Here is a 15,128-nt window from a genome sequence, read left to right as displayed (position 1 = left end):
GGGGCGCTCCTTAGGTAGCTGCTCAACAGCGTCGAGGGTGCCACACGCTCGCCGCCGCCCATAGCATCTACAGCGCTGTTGAGGGCGCGCTCGCGACCGGCTTCGCTACCGCCGACCTACACCACGTGGTGGGACACGACCTGTACATACACGAGACGAATCCAGGGTCGATCGGCTGGCCGCTGAAAGCAGCTCGACATCGTCGTCGGCCCGTAGTTCGCGACGTTCAACTTCTCTGTAACCGGCGGCAAGGATCTCTTCGCCTCGGCGAATACAGCTTCGCCCGGCGGTCCCTTGGCCAGCCTCTCGGCCGCTTCGAACAGAATTTCGGCTAGCTTTGGCGCCGCAACGCGCTGCTCGGCCGACAGCCTGAGATTGCGCGACGACAGCGCCAAGCCATCGGCTTCGCATACTGTCGGGAAAGCGATGATCTCGATCGGTATGTCGAGATCGCGGGCAAGCCGGGGCACTTGCAACTGCTGCAAATCCTTCTCGCCGAAGAAGGCGGACCGGCGCCGGTCTGGAGAAAGAGCTTCGTCACCAATGTCCCCACGCCGTCGAAATGGCCGGGGCTGCGCCGCATAGGCCTTCGCTCACCCCGCTCACCGCGACCGCGGTGGGCAAACCACTCCAGATAAATCTCTCTTGCATCCGGCGCGCAAAGCATGTGGTGCCGAGCGGCGCCAGCTTGGCGGCGTCCTCATGCTCCCGGCGTGGGTAGGTGGCAAGGTCGGCGGCGTCGTTGAACTGCTTCGGGTTGACGAAGAGGGTAAGGATCACCCGGTCGGCGCGCTGAAGTACGGCGCGCACCAAGCTGAGATGGCCTTCATGCAAGGGCGCCCATGGTTTAAACGACGGCGACCTTCATGCCCCGCCTGCGCCATGCCGCCACGGATTTGCGCAACTCGGTGACGGTCCGGGCGACCGGTGTGCTCATGTCGCTTCTCGTCCTTTGATGGCTTTCGGTTCATCGCCGAAGACATGTTCGGCGGTCGGAAACCGGCGCTCCTTCACTTCGCACGCGTAGGCCTCGATCGCTGCCGAAGCAGCCTCTCCCAGTTCGACATAGCGCTTGACGAATTTCGGGCGAAAGTCGCCGAACAGGCCCAGCATGTCGTCCACGACCAGGATCTGCCCGTCGCAGGCCGCCGAGGCGCCGATGCCGATCGTCGGGATTGGGATTTCCTCGGTGATGCGGCGGGCGAGCGGTTCGGGCACTTTTTCCAGCACGACGGAAAAGGCGCCGGCCTCGCTGACCGCAAGAGCATCGCGCCAAATGCGCTCGGCATCCTCGCCCCTGCCCTGCACGCGATATCCGCCAAACACGTTGACCGCCTGCGGCGTCAGGCCGACATGCGCCATGACCGGGATGCCGCGCGCTGTGAGGAAGCGGATCGTCTCGGCGATCGTCTCGCCGCCCTCGAGCTTGACCGCAGCGCAGCCGGTCTCCGCCATAACGCGCGCGGAATTGCGGAAGGCCTGCTCTAGGCCTTCCTCGTACGAGCCGAACGGCATGTCGACGACCAGGAGCGCCCGCTCCATTCCCCGCCGAACCGCCTTGGCGTGCATGATCATCATATCGAGCGTGACACTGAGCGTGGAGGGAAGGCCGTGGAGAACCATGCCGACGCTGTCGCCGACAAGAACGATGTCGCAGTGGCCGTCAACCAGCCTTGCGACCGGCGTTGTGTAGGCCGTCAGGCAGACCAGCGGCGTGCTGCCCTTTCGCGCACGGATATCCGGCGGCGTGATCGCCTTGACGACACCAGCAGCGCTCAATCCACGTCTCTCCTCACCCAGCGTCACCCACGGCCAGTGTCGCGTTTGGCATATTTTTGTCCAGGTGCGAAGAGGTAAATTGCCAGAGCGCGTGGTGTTGACGCGACGAGTGGTATGATAAAGAACAGAACTAAATCGGTTTAGACAGCCGGAGCTCTGCCAAGTAGGTCAGGAACCATGGATCAGGCAAAGGGACCAAGGAAAGGCAGAGCCATCGGCAAGACCAACGACGTCAACGCGGACCTGATCGCAGTCGTCGTCGCCGTGAACGACGCTGGACCATGTGTTCTGACCATCGAACAGGGGGCCGCCCTTCCCTCGGGCCCGTTTGAGCTCGCTCATCGTTCGCTCCAGTCGGGCCTCAGGGCATGGGTGGAACTGCAGACCGGTCAGCCTCTCGGTTATATCGAGCAGCTCTACACCTTCGCCGATCGCGATCGGATCGGCGCCAACGAGCGCGTGATCTCGATCAGCTATCTCGCACTCACCCGCGAAGAAGATGCGGGCGCCTCGGGCAGGCGCAGCTGGGCCAGCTGGTACGACTATTTCCCCTGGGAGGATCATCGCTCCGGCAGGCCCCCGATGCTGGAAGAATTGTGGCCGCGCCTTATCGAATGGGCGGACGGCGCGGACGACGGCGCGACGCGCTTCGATCGCCGGCGGCGAGCGGCGGTCGCTTTTGCCTTGGACGACCGGGCATGGAACGAAGAGCTCGCGCTGCAGCGCTACGAGCTGCTCTACGAAGCCGCCCTGGTGGAGGAAGCAAAGCGCGGCGGAGATTCTGCCATCCTCGCTCCGGTGCCGGGCAGATCGATGAGCGCCGATCACCGCCGCATTCTGGCAACGGCTATTGCGCGGCTGCGCTCCAAGATCAAATACCGGCCTGTTGTGTTCGAACTGATGCCGCCGCTCTTCACGCTTTTACAGCTACAGCGAACCGTGGAGGCGCTCTCCGGCAGGCTCATCAACAAGCCGAACTTTCGCCGGCTCATAGAGCAGCAGGAGCTGGTTGAGAAGACCGGGGCGACGACCGCCGAGACCGGCGGCCGGCCGGCGCAGCTCTACCGCTTTCACCATGCTATTCTAGACGAGAGGCCTGTGGCCGGCACAAAATTGCCGCTCGCACGGGCTTGACACCACTTATAGTCACAACGATTATATAGGCCTTATAATCGCGTTGACTATAACTGGAGGCTCGATGAGCGCCGTCCTGCCTTCGAGCGCCTCACTGTACGACCGCGTTCGGCGCGTTATCCCGCCGATCGAGTGGCCGGTCTTCGTCGAGGACATCGACGCGATCTGGAAACTGAAGCGACAGCGCAACGCGGTCATCCTGGCGCATAACTATCAGACGCCGGAGATTTTTCACTGCGTGGCTGACATCGTCGGCGACAGCCTGGCGCTGGCCCGCAAGGCAATGACGGTCGATGCCGAAATCATCGTGCTCGCGGGCGTGCATTTTATGGCCGAGACCGCCAAGCTCCTCAATCCGGACAAGACCGTGCTCATCCCGGATCTCGGTGCGGGCTGCTCGCTGGCGGACTCGATCACGGCCGAAGACGTGCGCCTGATGCGGCAGCGTTATCCGAGCGTTCCAGTGGTGACCTACGTCAACACCTCCGCTGCGGTGAAGGCAGAGTCCGACATCTGCTGCACCTCGGGCAATGCGCTCGCGGTGGTGGAATCACTCGGTGCGCCGCGCGTGATCATGCTGCCCGACGAATATCTGGCCCAGAACATCGCCGCCCAGACCGACGTCGAGATCATCGCCTGGAAGGGACACTGCGAGGTGCATGAGCGCTTCACGCCCGCAGACATCCGCCAGTTGCGCGAGGACAATCCTGGCGTCGCGGTGCTCGCCCATCCCGAGTGTCCGCCCGAGGTGGTAGCTGAGGCCGATTTTTCCGGTTCGACCGCTGCCATGGCCGAATATGTCGGACAGCAAAAGCCGGCGCGGGTCGTGCTGATGACGGAATGCTCGATGAGCGACAATGTCGCGGTCGAGCATCCAGAGGTCGAGTTCATCCGGCCCTGCAATTTGTGCCCACATATGAAGCGAATAACGCTCGCCAATATCCGCACAGCACTCGAGGAGAACCGCCACGTCGTGACCATCGAGCCGCAGGTCGCGGATCGGGCTCGTCATGCAGTGGAGCGCATGCTCGCTGTATGACTCCCGACATGCACGACATCGGCGGGGCGCCGGTCATTATCGGGGCTGGCGTTGCCGGGCTCATGACGGCGCTTCACCTCGCGCCGCAACCGGTCGTCCTTCTCTCCAGAACGCCGTTGGGAACCGATGCCTCCAGTACACTCGCTCAAGGCGGCCTTGCGGCGAGCCTCGGCGCCGATGACAGCCCCGAACTGCACCTCTCTGATACGCTTGCCGCCGGGAATGGGCTTTGCAATGAAGCGATGGTCAGACGGGTTGTCGAGGCGATGCCTCGCGCGATCGACCACCTCATCCGCCTGGGCGCTCCCTTCGACCGCAATTTGGATGGGAAACTGCGGCTTGGGCTGGAGGCGGCGCATTCGCGCCGTCGGATCGTGCATGCCGCCGGCGACGCTACCGGACGCGAGTTGTTCCGCGTGCTGGTCGCAATGGCGCGGCGGACACGTTCGATCACGATCATGGAAGGCATGGATGCACTCCGCTTGATCGTGGCGGGCGGTGCAATCGTGGCCGTGTTGGCGGTCCGACACACCAGCATCGTCGCATTACCCACGCGCCGCGTGGTGCTTGCGACAGGCGGTATCGGCGGGCTTTTTAACGACACGACCAACCCGCTTGCATCGTTCGGGCACGGACTGGCGCTCGCCGCCTGCGCCGGAGCGGAGCTCGCCGATCTCGAATTCGTGCAGTTTCACCCGACCGCGCTCGATACTCCGCGCCGGCCAATGCTGCTTGTGAGCGAAGCGGTGCGCGGCGAAGGCGCGGTACTGGTTGACGAATACGGCCAGCGCTTCCTGGCCGATACGCCAGGCGCCGAACTCGCATCGCGCGATGTGGTAGCGCGCGTGATCTCTGACCAGCTCGCGGCGGGGCATCGTGTCTATCTCGACGCCCGACAATGCCTCGGCGCGAAATTCGCAAAACGCTTTCCAGCGATCGAGGCGGCTTGCCGGCAGGCCGGCATCGATCCGGCCCTCGAACCGATCCCGGTGCGCCCGGCTGCACACTATCACATGGGCGGCGTCGCCGTGGATGTTGAAGGGCGCAGCTCGGTAACCGGGTTGTGGGCATGCGGCGAAGTCGCCTGTACCGGATTGCATGGTGCCAACCGGTTGGCCAGCAACTCGCTTTCCGAAGCGGTCGCAACATCGGCTTGGGTGGCGATAAGCGTCGCCGGCACTTGCGCGGGCTGGCAGTGGCCCAGACTTCCTGAGTTCGTGCCTGTGCGGCCCAGCCCGTCATCTATACGCCAGATCGCATCTGATGCACTTGGGATTGTCCGCAACGGCAAGAGGCTGCGCGAAGCGATCACGACATTGCTGCCACTGGCCGTCGGCGACACGGTCATGGCCGACCCGGCGTTGGTCGCACTGCTGATCGCAATTGCAGCACTTGGGCGCGAGGAGAGCCGCGGTTCGCATTACAGGTCCGATTTCACGGAGCGCAATGCCGCCGCCCTTCCCTCACGGCTGACGCTCAGCACGGCATTTGAAAGTGCCCTCGCGGTTAACTGCCTCGCCTCGGAACGGAGCTCCTGATATGGCCTCATTGTCACCGCTTCCCCCGGTCGTCATCGAGCCGATCGTACGAAATGCCCTTCTGGAAGATTTGGGCAGAGCCGGCGACGTCACGAGCGATGCAATTATCCCCGCCGGTTGCAAAGCTACGCTCTCGCTGAACGCGCGCCAGGCAGGGGTGGTCGCCGGGCTCGACCTGGTGGCGTTTGCTTTCCTGCTGATCGACCCGGCAGTGGAGATGCAAGTCCGCCGCCCGGACGGCAGCGATGTCGCAGCAGGGCAAACCATTGCGATCGTAAACGGGCCAGCGCGCAGCCTGCTCACGGCCGAGCGGACAGCGCTCAATTTCCTGTGCCGTCTGAGCGGCATTGCAACGGCTACGGCTGCGTTTGTCGAAGCGGTGCGCGGCCATAAGGCCAAAATTGTGTGCACACGCAAGACGACGCCTGGCCTGCGTGCCCTGGAGAAGTATGCCGTGCGTGCTGGAGGCGGCGCCAACCACCGCTTCGCGCTGGATGATGCCGTGCTCATCAAGGACAACCACATCGCCATTGCCGGTGACATCCGCAGGGCGATCGAGCGGGCGCGCGGCGCCGTAGGTCACATGGTCAAGATCGAGGTCGAGGTCGATACGCTCGAACAGCTCGATCTTGCGCTTGAAGTGGGAGTCGACGCCGTGCTCCTGGACAACATGTCGCTTGAGGAGCTTGCCCGGGCTGTGGCGATGGTCGGCGACCGCGCGATTACCGAAGCCTCCGGTCGGGTAACGCGGGCGACGGTCGCGTCGATCGCGTCGACCGGGGTGGATCTCATCTCCGTCGGCTGGCTCACCCACAGCGCGCCTATCCTCGATATCGGATTGGATATGCCTATCAATGGGAATTGCAGCAGACATCTGAACTGAGGAGGGGATATGCACGCGCTGCCAGGCGATACGGTTCAATCGACGAGGGGGAGGGATGACGGATAGAAAACGAACAAGCGACCGCACCGAAGCGCTTGCCTTTATTGTCTGCCGCCTGGACGAACTGCGTCAGATGGCGGCCTCGCACGGGCTCGATCTTCTCGGCTACCTGTTGGAAATCGCTTTCACTGAATCCTGCGACATGATCAGAAAGGAGCATCCTTCCGCTCAAGCGAAGCCAAAGATGCCGATAACTCCGGGCAGCACCTCAATTGAGCCATCGTGGCCAGCGGCCGGAGCATCCTGTTCTGAACGAGACGGGTAACCGACTCTGCGTACCGGCGCGGGGTCGCCGGGTCTTCAAGCATCGGCCGTCGACCAGCAGTCCCCTACAGTGCTCACCGGCCAAGCGGTTCTAATTTAAAGGACGAGGTGCAATGAACATCGAACTCAACCTGCTCTTGGATCCGATTGGTGGGGCGCTTCCTCGCTGGACGCGAAAGGCAGCCCAGGCGATCCACGATCTGCCTTTCAACGACCTGCTGTTTCAGGCGCAAACCGTTCACCGGCAGAATTTCGATCCCAACAAGGTCCAGCTCAGCCGGCTTCTCAGCATCAAGACAGGCGGCTGCCCCGAGGATTGCGGCTATTGCAGCCAGTCGGCGCATCATGAAAGCGGGTTGAAGGCGTCGAAGCTGATGGAGGTCCGGCGCGTCATCGCCGAGGCGACCAAGGCGCGTGACGCCGGCGCCACGCGCTATTGCATGGGCGCTGCCTGGCGAAACCCGAAGGCGCGCGACATGGATGCGGTGGTGGCGATGGTCGAGGGCGTCAAGGCACTAGGCATGGAGACCTGCATGACGCTCGGCATGCTCGATCTTGAGCAGGCCGCTCGGCTGAAACAGGCTGGTCTCGACTACTACAACCACAACATCGATACATCGAAGCGCTACTACAGCGAGATCATCTCGACCCGCACGTTTGCCGACCGGCTGGATACGCTCGCCAATGTCCGCGACAGCGGCATCAAGGTCTGCTGTGGCGGCATTGTCGGCATGGGTGAAGAGCCGGTGGACCGGATCGACATGCTGGTGACGCTGGCGAACCTGCCGGAGCATCCCGAAAGCGTTCCGATCAACATGCTGATCCCGATCGACGGCACCCCGCTCGCCGACGCCAGGCCGATCGAGCCGATCGAATTCGTGCGCATCATCGCGCTGGCCCGCATCATGATGCCGAAGTCGCATGTCCGCCTGTCCGCCGGCCGCACCGCCATGACCGACGAGATGCAGGCGCTGTGCTTCTTTGCCGGCGCGAATTCGATCTTCGTCGGCGACACGCTGCTGACGGCGGACAATCCCGGCGAGGACAAGGACATTCTGCTGTTTCGGCGCCTCGGCATCGAGCCAATGGAACTCGAGGCGCAATGAACGGGGCGCTTCTTGCCCGGTATGACGCGTCCTTGCGCGGACTGGCGCGCAAGGACCGGCTGCGGACGCTGGCACCGCGCGCCGGGCTCGACTTCTCGTCGAACGACTATCTCGGACTTGCCTCCTGCAAAAGACTTGGCGAGGCGGTTGCGGCGGCGATTGCGCGGGGCACGCCGGTGGGCGCCACCGGATCGCGGCTGTTGCGCGGCAACGCGCCGGAACACGAGGCGCTGGAGTCGGACGCTGCGGCGTTTTTCGGAGCCGATCGCGCCCTGTTCTTCGGCAGCGGCTACATCGCCAACTTCGCTCTGCTGACGGCCCTGCCGCAGAAGGGCGACCTGCTGGTGCTCGACCAGCTCGCCCATGCCAGCATGCATGAGGGCGCGCAAGCCGGACGCGCCGAGTTCAAGCTGGCCGCGCACAACGACGTCAATGCTGTCGAGGATGCGATCACGCGCTGGCGCGCCGAAGGCGGCATGGGGCGCGTCTGGATCGCGGTCGAAAGCCTCTATAGTATGGATGGCGACTACGCGCCGCTGGAGAGCCTGGTCGCGCTTGCCGATCGGCACGAGGCATTCCTTGTCGTCGACGAGGCACATGCCACCGGCGTCTGGGGACCGGATGGCCGCGGCCTTGCCACCGCGTTCGAGGGCCGCGACAACATCGTCGCGCTGCATACATGCGGCAAGGCGCTCGGCGCGTCCGGCGCGCTCGTCACCGGGCCAAGAACGCTGTGCGACTTTCTCGTCAACCGGTGCCGGCCGTTCATCTACGCCACCGCACCATCGCCGCTAATGGCGGTCGCGGCGCGCGAAGCGCTCACCATGCTGTCCGACGAGCCCATGCGCCGGGTTCAGCTGCGTGAGCGTATCGCTTTCGCGGGCCGGCAATTGGCCGAGCGCTGCGGCGTGGTGCCCAGCGGCTCGCAGATCCAGCCATTCGTCATCGGCGATAACAAGTGCACCATGGCGGTGGCGGCGGCACTGCAGGCGCGCGGCTTCGATATCCGCGGCATCCGTCCGCCGACCGTGCCAGAGGGCACATCGCGCCTGCGCATTTCGTTGACGCTCAACGTGGACGAGGCAGATATCTCCGACATGGTCGAGGCTCTTGCCGAGGAATGGGATCGTCCGCAATGACGGCACGGGTCATCGTGACTGGTACCGACACCGGTATCGGCAAGACTGTGTTCGCAGCCGGGCTTGCCGGCCTGCTCGACGGCTTCTACTGGAAGCCTGTGCAATCGGGCCTCGACGACGAGACCGACAGCGAGGTCGTGGCGCGGCTTGCCGGCCTGCCCGCAGATCGGGTATTGCCGGAAGCCTGGCGCCTCAAAGAGCCGCTCTCACCGCACTGTGCCGCCAAGTTGGACAGGGTGGAGATCGACGCGCAGGCACTCGCACTGCCCACGACCGACCGGCCGCTCGTCGTGGAAGGTGCCGGCGGGCTGATGGTGCCGATCAACAGGCGCGTGCTCTACATCGACGTCTTCGCGCAATGGGATGCGCCGGTGGTGCTCTGCGCGCGCACCGCGCTCGGCACCATCAACCACACGCTGCTCTCAATCGAGGCTCTGCGCGCCCGCTCCATACCATTGCTTGGCATCGCGTTCATCGGCGACAGGATGGTCGATACGCAAAGGACGATCGCCGAAATGGGCAAGGTGCGCGTGCTTGGTCGTCTGCCGCGTCTCGAGCCACTGTCGTCCGGAGCGCTTTCCGCAGCCATGCAGGCCTCGTTCAACGTCACTGATTTCATCGGAATCCGCGCATGAGCCGCTCTGCTGTCTGGCATCCCTTCACCCAACACGCCACGGAGCCCGTGCCGCCGACAGTCGCTTACACCGAAGGCACCTATGTCGAGACGCGTGAGGGCAGGCGTATCCTCGATGCAATCTCCTCCTGGTGGGTGGTCACTCACGGCCATCGCCATCCGCGGATCATGGAAGCAATCCGGAATGCAACCGAGACATTCGATCAGGTAATTTTCGCGGGCTTCACCCACGAGCCGGCCGAACGCCTGGCCGACGCGCTTGTCGCCCTCGTTCCTCCCGGCCTCGACCGAGTGTTCTATTCCGACAGCGGCTCGACCTCAGTCGAAGTCGCACTGAAGATGGCGCTCGGCTATTTCCGCAACATCGGCGCGCCGCGCTCGCGCATTGTCGTCATGGAGCACAGCTATCATGGCGACACGATCGGCACGATGAGCGTCGGCGCCCGCGGCGTGTTCAACGCCGCTTATGAGCCCTTGCTGTTCGAGGTGGACACCATCCCCTTCCCGGCCCCCGGGCGCGAGCAGGAAACACTGGATCGGTTCGAGGCAATCTCCCGCGACCGGGGCGCCGCCGCGCTGATTGTCGAGCCGCTCGTGCTTGGCGCCGGCGGCATGCTGATGTATCCGGCCTGGGTTCTGGCCGAATTGAAGAGGATCTCTGAGGCCTCCGGTACGCTCTTGATCGCTGATGAGGTTATGACCGGCTGGGGGCGCACTAGAACCATGTTCGCCTGCGAGCAGGCGAACATCTCTCCAGACATCCTGTGCACCTCGAAGGGCCTGACTGGCGGCGCCATCCCGCTGGCGGCAACGCTCGCCACCGATGCCATCTTCCAGGCCCATTATTCCGAGGACAGGAAGAAGACCTTCTTCCACTCGAGTTCCTACACGGCCAATCCGATTGCCTGCGCGGCAGCACTTGCCAATGTCGAGATCTGGCGCGACGAGCCGGTGGCCGAGCGGGTCGCGGCGTTGAGCGCCAAGCAGGCCGCCGGGCTTCGACGCTTTCGCGACAATCCATATTTCACCGACAGCCGGGCGACCGGCACGATCGCGGCCCTCGATCTGCGCACTGGCTCAGCCGGTTATCTGGCCGAGATTGGGCCAAAGCTGCGCGCCTTTTTTCTCGAGCGCGGCATGCTGGTGCGCCCGCTAGGCAACGTCCTTTATCTTCTGCCGCCCTATTGCATCACCGGCGAGGAACTGGACGGGCTCCACAACGCCATCGAGGAGGCCGGCGAACGCTTCGGTTCGCGGCCATGAACCGATCGTCGCGCATTCTCGGGTTTGGTCATCATGCGCCGTCGCGCAAAGTGGCGAATGCCGAGATCGAGAGCAATCTCGGGCTCGAACCTGGCTGGATCGAGCGCCGCACCGGGATACGGTCTCGCTTCTGGGCAACGGACGAAGACACGCTGTCGGGCCTTGCCGCGTATGCCGGCGACATGGCGCTGGCGAGCGCCGGAATTGACCGCAGCGACATCGGTCTGCTGCTGCTTGCCACCTCGACGCCCGACCATCTTCTGCCGCCAAGCGCGCCGCTGGTCGCACATCGGCTGGCACTGGGCCGTGCTGGCGCGATCGACCTGACCGGCGCCTGCGCCGGCTTCATATATGCGCTGATGTTCGCCGACGGCTTCACCCGCCTGCATGGCAAAGCGAGCCTTGTCATCGCGGCCAACATCCTCAGCCGTCGCCTCAATCCGACAGAGCGCGCCAGCGCCGTGCTGTTTGCCGACGCCGCCGGCGCCGTGGTGATCGGTCCTTGCGATGAATCCGATCGAGGCATTCTCGGCGCCTCGGTGGATTCCGACGGCTCGCGCTACGGGCTGATCCAGATTGCCGCCGGAGGAAGTAACAAGCCGTTCCATGGCGACCTCGACCTGGATCAGACTCGCATGACGATCACCGACGGCCGTGAAGTTTTCGCCAAGGCCGTGGAGATGATGGCCGCCTGCTCAAAGGACGCACTCGCTGCAGCCCAAATGCGGCCGCAGGACATCGATCGGTTCGTGCCGCATCAGGCCAATGCGCGCATTTTCGATGCCGTTGGAAGGAACCTCGGCGTTGCGGATGAAGCGATCGTCAAGACCATCGCCGAATACGGCAACTCTTCCGCCGCGACGATCCCGCTCTCGCTGTCGCTAGCCCATCGGACGCAGCCGTTTCGGGCGGGAGAGAAGGTTCTTTTGGCGGCCGCGGGTGCGGGTCTTAGCGGCGGTGCGCTCGTCGTTGGGATTTAGCCGCGCGAACCAACTGCCATTCACCTTGTATGATGATGAGGACAACAGAACCAATGCGAAAAATAGTGGCCGGCAAGCTGCACGGCATCCACGTCACCGAAGCGAACCTCAACTACCATGGTTCGATAACGCTCGACCCCGACCACTGCGAGGCAGCCGGGATCCTGCCGATGGAATTCGTGGAGATATGGAATAAGAATTCCGGTGCGCGGATTTCGACCTATGTCATCCTCGGTGAGCGCGGCTCACGGTGCTGCATCCTCAACGGAGCGGCGGCTCGCACCTGTCAGCCCGACGACCCGATCATTGTGTGCAACTCCATCTACCTGGACGAAGCGCATATCACCTCGCTGAAGCCGCGGATCGTCACGTTTGACCAGGATAACCACATACTCGACCGCCTGAGCTACTCCGTCGATCTTGACACAAGCGGCCGTTACAGTTTCTCCATTCTTGACGAGGCGGATGAGCCTTTGGTCATTCCTGCCCTGGTCTCCGGGGCGTGAGCAGCGCTCCACAGATGTGCGAGCCTCTTCGCCCCGTTGCAACTTGCTCGGCACTGAAGAGCGTCTAAAACTCGACGAAGTTGCTGACGCTCAGCTTCGAAAGGCCGATGCCCACCGCGCCTTCGGCACGGCGGCCTTCGTGGGATAGCGCAATGTCTCGCATCTGCTGATCCGCGAACAGCGGTTTGCATGTTGACCCCTATCTCAGTTACTTGCGGTGGCGGCTTGCAAATTCTTGCTGCTTTTTCCAGCGCCGCGGCTGGGTCCTTGACGACCTGGCGTTTCATGATCTTTGCCGCCGTGTCGATTAGGCAGGCCACATAGCCGTCTTCCGCATCGGCAGCGGTGCCAACCATCATCGCGAATATGGCCAGCCGGACGGCCACAAGCAGCATTGAAGTGGGCCTTCGGCAAAGTGTTTCCCGCCGGTGCCAAGGGCTCACCAGCCATCCAACGTCTAATCCGGTGCACATATCAGCGTTCGTCGATCGGTGGCTTGGCAGCAAGGCCGAGCCTGACTCGTTGGCAATCGGCGAAATTTTCAGCCGGAGACTGCGTTTTGAACCGAAGAACTGTTAGTTTGCCCTCCTCAACAATATGAACCACCCATCCGCCATGGGCGCGTTTGACGCGCACGTCATTTGGTTCGCCAACCACCATCACTCCCCCCATTTTCGCCGCTTCAGGATGGGACTGGAAGTCGTTCCCGCACATCGGAAAACATAGGACCTTACGTCACGTCAAGCGCCGATCTTTTGATAGCCGATGCTTGTCGATTTCAGGGTGACGGCGATTCAGGTCCGGAACGTCCGTGCGCGCGGAACCTCGCGCTCGGATCGATTTAGGTGCTCAGATTTTTGCCTGTTAATTCAGCCTTAATTATCCACAGCTAAGGTGAATGGGGACGCGTATTCAGTCCGAGTGGCTCTGCAAAAAACCCGCCGCTCTGGTGCGCTCAGCGCGATCACCCGGCAATTCACGATGTATCATAGCTCCGGACCGTTCCGATCGATCAGGCTGCCGGACGGCCACTCGCTCATCCAACGTCCAATCGGCACAACTACGACGAGCACGTCCTCGACGCACGTGGGCGGCAGGTCGAGATACACATCTGCGAGGGTGGACCGCACGCGAACGCCCGACACAATGGCCGCCAGGCCGTCTCTGCAGAACCTCTCAAAGGGCAGCGAGCGTTATATAGATATCGGTGCCCATCTAGATTTGAATGAATGTCCGGCCGGGATGATCAAGGCCCACGACCGAACGCCCGGCGCGCGCGCGCTCGACAGGCGCGGCCCTCATCAGAATGCCGACCAGCTTGAACACCGGCGCGACGAGCGCCCTGAAGCAAAGAAAGGGCAGGCGTGCCCTCTCTCCGAACATCGCCAGAGCGATGCCGGGAAGAACAGGACCTGGAGAATGTCGGAGCGGGTTGCGACTCGGCGGAACTGCTTGAGCTTGGAGAAGCAGCACTCGACGAGATGACGCGGGCATGGAGGTGCCTGTCGAGTGGATAGTTGAGTGAGCGTGATGGATTGTTGGGTATGACAGCAACCGGATCTTGGCGGCGATGGCTTGGCGGAAATAGTCGGCGTCATAGGCGGTGTCGGCCATGACACACGTCGGCGGACAGTCCTTCGATCAAGGCTGCGGCTTGCGGCGCATCGCCATTTTTGCCCTGCAGTAAGCGTGAACCGCACAGGGACCCCAATCCGCGAACGGCCATTGGTGCTCAAGCCGCCGCGGGAGCGACCAAGGGCTTGATTTTCAGGTCCTTTTTTGGCCCCAGCCGCATGTTGGTGGGCTCGGACGATGGTGGAATCGATGATTAGATATTCGAAGTCCGGATCATCGGACATCGAGATGCGCCACCAGATACTGTTGAGCTGCCTCCTCGCGCGCGATGTTCGTGCTCGCCGCACCGCCCGCGAGCCACAATAAGTTTGTCCCGCCCCTTACAATAATTCATCAAGGCGTCGACCTCGGCAATCACCAGATCGGGCGTGATGTCGAACTTGCAGCGGACTTTGATCGGACAGCGCCGCACTTTGTCCAGACCACATCCGCGACATTCAATAACGCTCATAAGCATGCTGACCAGGGGACCACGAAACCCCCAAATTTCCGGTAGATGTGACGCGGTGAAGATGCCGACAGTAGGGCGGCCAAGCTGGGCAGCGACATGCCCGGTGCCTGAATTGTTCGACACCACGAGCGCGGCCGAATTCATGAGATGATTGAATTCCAATTCTGACAAGTCGACAGCCGTTCGAATCTCCGCGGCTCCACGGCCGCGAGCTGTCATCGCGACCTCCTCAAGCGCTTCCCGGCTTTCGCCACGGCCGACGAGAACCACCTCACCGCGGGCAGAAAGAGCAGCGACAAGTTTGCCAAAATTTTCAATCGGCCAATCGCGCAGGCTGGAATTCGAAAACGGAGCCACGACGATCGGGGACTTGCCTTCTGTCGTACTCTGTCGGCGGCCCGCTTCACTTTCTCCGTCAAAATAGGCGGCTGCCTTTGCGACCAGAAAGAGGAGGATTTCCGACACATGCTGAAGACGTACGTGCTTACGGTCAACGAACCAATCAAGCCATCTGCGAGGGACTCTGTTGGCGATCCCTAATTTTTGGGCGAGCTTGTAGAAGATGGTTCTACGCAATTTCAGATCGAATGGGGCTATCGCAATATCGATCTGATGCATGCCGTAAGGATCAACTATCGCCGCACGATGCCTGGCGGGGACTTCCAGCAAAATGGGCCTTGTCTCATCCGGAACACGCATATCAATGGCAAGATCAAA

General features: G+C 62.7%; 16 protein-coding genes and 3 pseudogenes. 11 read left to right on the top strand and 8 right to left on the bottom strand.

Annotation, left to right across the window (positions count from 1 at the left end; all coding sequences use genetic code 11):
* Positions 1 to 116: 116 nt before the first annotated feature.
* From AC0L14_RS30965 to panB, 3 genes are all read right to left on the bottom strand, one after another.
* Positions 117 to 485, bottom strand: coding sequence for a pantoate--beta-alanine ligase (locus AC0L14_RS30965; RefSeq protein ID WP_473751770.1), 369 nt, complete (start codon positions 483 to 485; stop codon positions 117 to 119).
* Between the two features lie 52 nt (positions 486 to 537).
* Positions 538 to 810: a pantoate--beta-alanine ligase gene (locus AC0L14_RS30960; RefSeq protein ID WP_473528515.1), complete on the bottom strand. Its 273-nt coding sequence runs from the start codon at positions 808 to 810 to the stop codon at positions 538 to 540.
* A 123-nt stretch (positions 811 to 933) separates the two neighbouring features.
* Positions 934 to 1,779 (bottom strand): 3-methyl-2-oxobutanoate hydroxymethyltransferase, encoded by an 846-nt coding sequence (gene panB, locus AC0L14_RS30955; protein WP_473751769.1) that lies wholly within the window; start codon positions 1,777 to 1,779, stop codon positions 934 to 936.
* 177 nt (positions 1,780 to 1,956) lie between these two features.
* On the opposite strand from panB, the gene AC0L14_RS30950 reads away from it, so the two are divergent.
* The 11 genes from AC0L14_RS30950 to panD all read left to right on the top strand — a co-directional run bounded on the left by AC0L14_RS30950 (position 1,957) and on the right by panD (position 12,325).
* Complete coding sequence (locus AC0L14_RS30950) at positions 1,957 to 2,913, top strand: NUDIX hydrolase (protein ID WP_473751768.1); 957 nt, start codon at positions 1,957 to 1,959, stop codon at positions 2,911 to 2,913.
* A gap of 64 nt (positions 2,914 to 2,977) precedes the next feature.
* Positions 2,978 to 3,952, top strand: coding sequence for a quinolinate synthase NadA (gene nadA / locus AC0L14_RS30945; RefSeq protein WP_473751767.1), 975 nt, complete (start codon positions 2,978 to 2,980; stop codon positions 3,950 to 3,952).
* The gene (locus tag AC0L14_RS30940; protein ID WP_473751766.1) at positions 3,949 to 5,490 is read left to right on the top strand and encodes an L-aspartate oxidase; all 1,542 of its coding nucleotides are present in this window, start codon (positions 3,949 to 3,951) and stop codon (positions 5,488 to 5,490) included. The genes nadA and AC0L14_RS30940 overlap by 4 nt, the downstream gene beginning before the upstream one ends.
* Before the next feature lies 1 nt (position 5,491).
* Positions 5,492 to 6,373, top strand: a complete 882-nt coding sequence (nadC, locus tag AC0L14_RS30935) for a carboxylating nicotinate-nucleotide diphosphorylase (RefSeq protein WP_473751765.1) — start codon at positions 5,492 to 5,494, stop codon at positions 6,371 to 6,373.
* 55 nt (positions 6,374 to 6,428) lie between these two features.
* The gene (locus AC0L14_RS30930) at positions 6,429 to 6,698 is read left to right on the top strand and encodes a hypothetical protein (protein WP_473528521.1); all 270 of its coding nucleotides are present in this window, start codon (positions 6,429 to 6,431) and stop codon (positions 6,696 to 6,698) included.
* 112 nt (positions 6,699 to 6,810) lie between these two features.
* Positions 6,811 to 7,803 (top strand): biotin synthase BioB, encoded by a 993-nt coding sequence (gene bioB, locus AC0L14_RS30925; protein WP_473751764.1) that lies wholly within the window; start codon positions 6,811 to 6,813, stop codon positions 7,801 to 7,803.
* Positions 7,800 to 8,942 carry an 8-amino-7-oxononanoate synthase gene (locus AC0L14_RS30920; RefSeq protein WP_473528523.1) on the top strand — a complete coding sequence of 381 codons (1,143 nt, stop codon included), beginning with the start codon at positions 7,800 to 7,802 and terminating at the stop codon, positions 8,940 to 8,942. Before bioB ends, AC0L14_RS30920 begins: the two co-directional genes overlap by 4 nt.
* Positions 8,939 to 9,577, top strand: coding sequence for a dethiobiotin synthase (gene bioD, locus AC0L14_RS30915; protein ID WP_473528524.1), 639 nt, complete (start codon positions 8,939 to 8,941; stop codon positions 9,575 to 9,577). Before AC0L14_RS30920 ends, bioD begins: the two co-directional genes overlap by 4 nt.
* Complete coding sequence (locus AC0L14_RS30910) at positions 9,574 to 10,839, top strand: adenosylmethionine--8-amino-7-oxononanoate transaminase (RefSeq protein WP_473528525.1); 1,266 nt, start codon at positions 9,574 to 9,576, stop codon at positions 10,837 to 10,839. Before bioD ends, AC0L14_RS30910 begins: the two co-directional genes overlap by 4 nt.
* Positions 10,836 to 11,819: a beta-ketoacyl-ACP synthase III gene (locus AC0L14_RS30905; protein WP_473528526.1), complete on the top strand. Its 984-nt coding sequence runs from the start codon at positions 10,836 to 10,838 to the stop codon at positions 11,817 to 11,819. The genes AC0L14_RS30910 and AC0L14_RS30905 overlap by 4 nt, the downstream gene beginning before the upstream one ends.
* A gap of 53 nt (positions 11,820 to 11,872) precedes the next feature.
* The gene (gene panD / locus AC0L14_RS30900; RefSeq protein WP_473528527.1) at positions 11,873 to 12,325 is read left to right on the top strand and encodes an aspartate 1-decarboxylase; all 453 of its coding nucleotides are present in this window, start codon (positions 11,873 to 11,875) and stop codon (positions 12,323 to 12,325) included.
* A 474-nt stretch (positions 12,326 to 12,799) separates the two neighbouring features.
* Here the strand turns inward: panD and AC0L14_RS30895 are convergent, their stop codons facing one another.
* From AC0L14_RS30895 to AC0L14_RS30875, 5 genes and pseudogenes are all read right to left on the bottom strand, one after another.
* A complete protein-coding gene (locus AC0L14_RS30895; protein WP_473751762.1) occupies positions 12,800 to 12,985 on the bottom strand; it encodes a hypothetical protein in 186 nt (61 codons plus the stop codon).
* 326 nt (positions 12,986 to 13,311) lie between these two features.
* Positions 13,312 to 13,503 (bottom strand): annotated as a pseudogene (locus tag AC0L14_RS30890) (acyltransferase); the annotation flags it as partial.
* A gap of 106 nt (positions 13,504 to 13,609) precedes the next feature.
* Positions 13,610 to 13,732: pseudogene (locus AC0L14_RS30885) on the bottom strand (cation:dicarboxylate symporter family transporter); the annotation flags it as partial.
* Between the two features lie 20 nt (positions 13,733 to 13,752).
* Positions 13,753 to 14,205, bottom strand: a pseudogene (locus tag AC0L14_RS30880) (IS5 family transposase); the annotation flags it as partial.
* Positions 14,154 to 15,029 carry a glycosyltransferase family 9 protein gene (locus AC0L14_RS30875; protein WP_473751774.1) on the bottom strand — a complete coding sequence of 292 codons (876 nt, stop codon included), beginning with the start codon at positions 15,027 to 15,029 and terminating at the stop codon, positions 14,154 to 14,156. The gene AC0L14_RS30875 and the pseudogene AC0L14_RS30880, both read right to left, overlap by 52 nt.
* Between the last annotated feature and the right edge of the window lie 99 nt (positions 15,030 to 15,128).

The sequence above is a fragment of the Mesorhizobium sp. WSM4841 genome (genome assembly GCF_055811515.1).
This window is presented reverse-complemented; position numbering and strand designations above follow the sequence as displayed.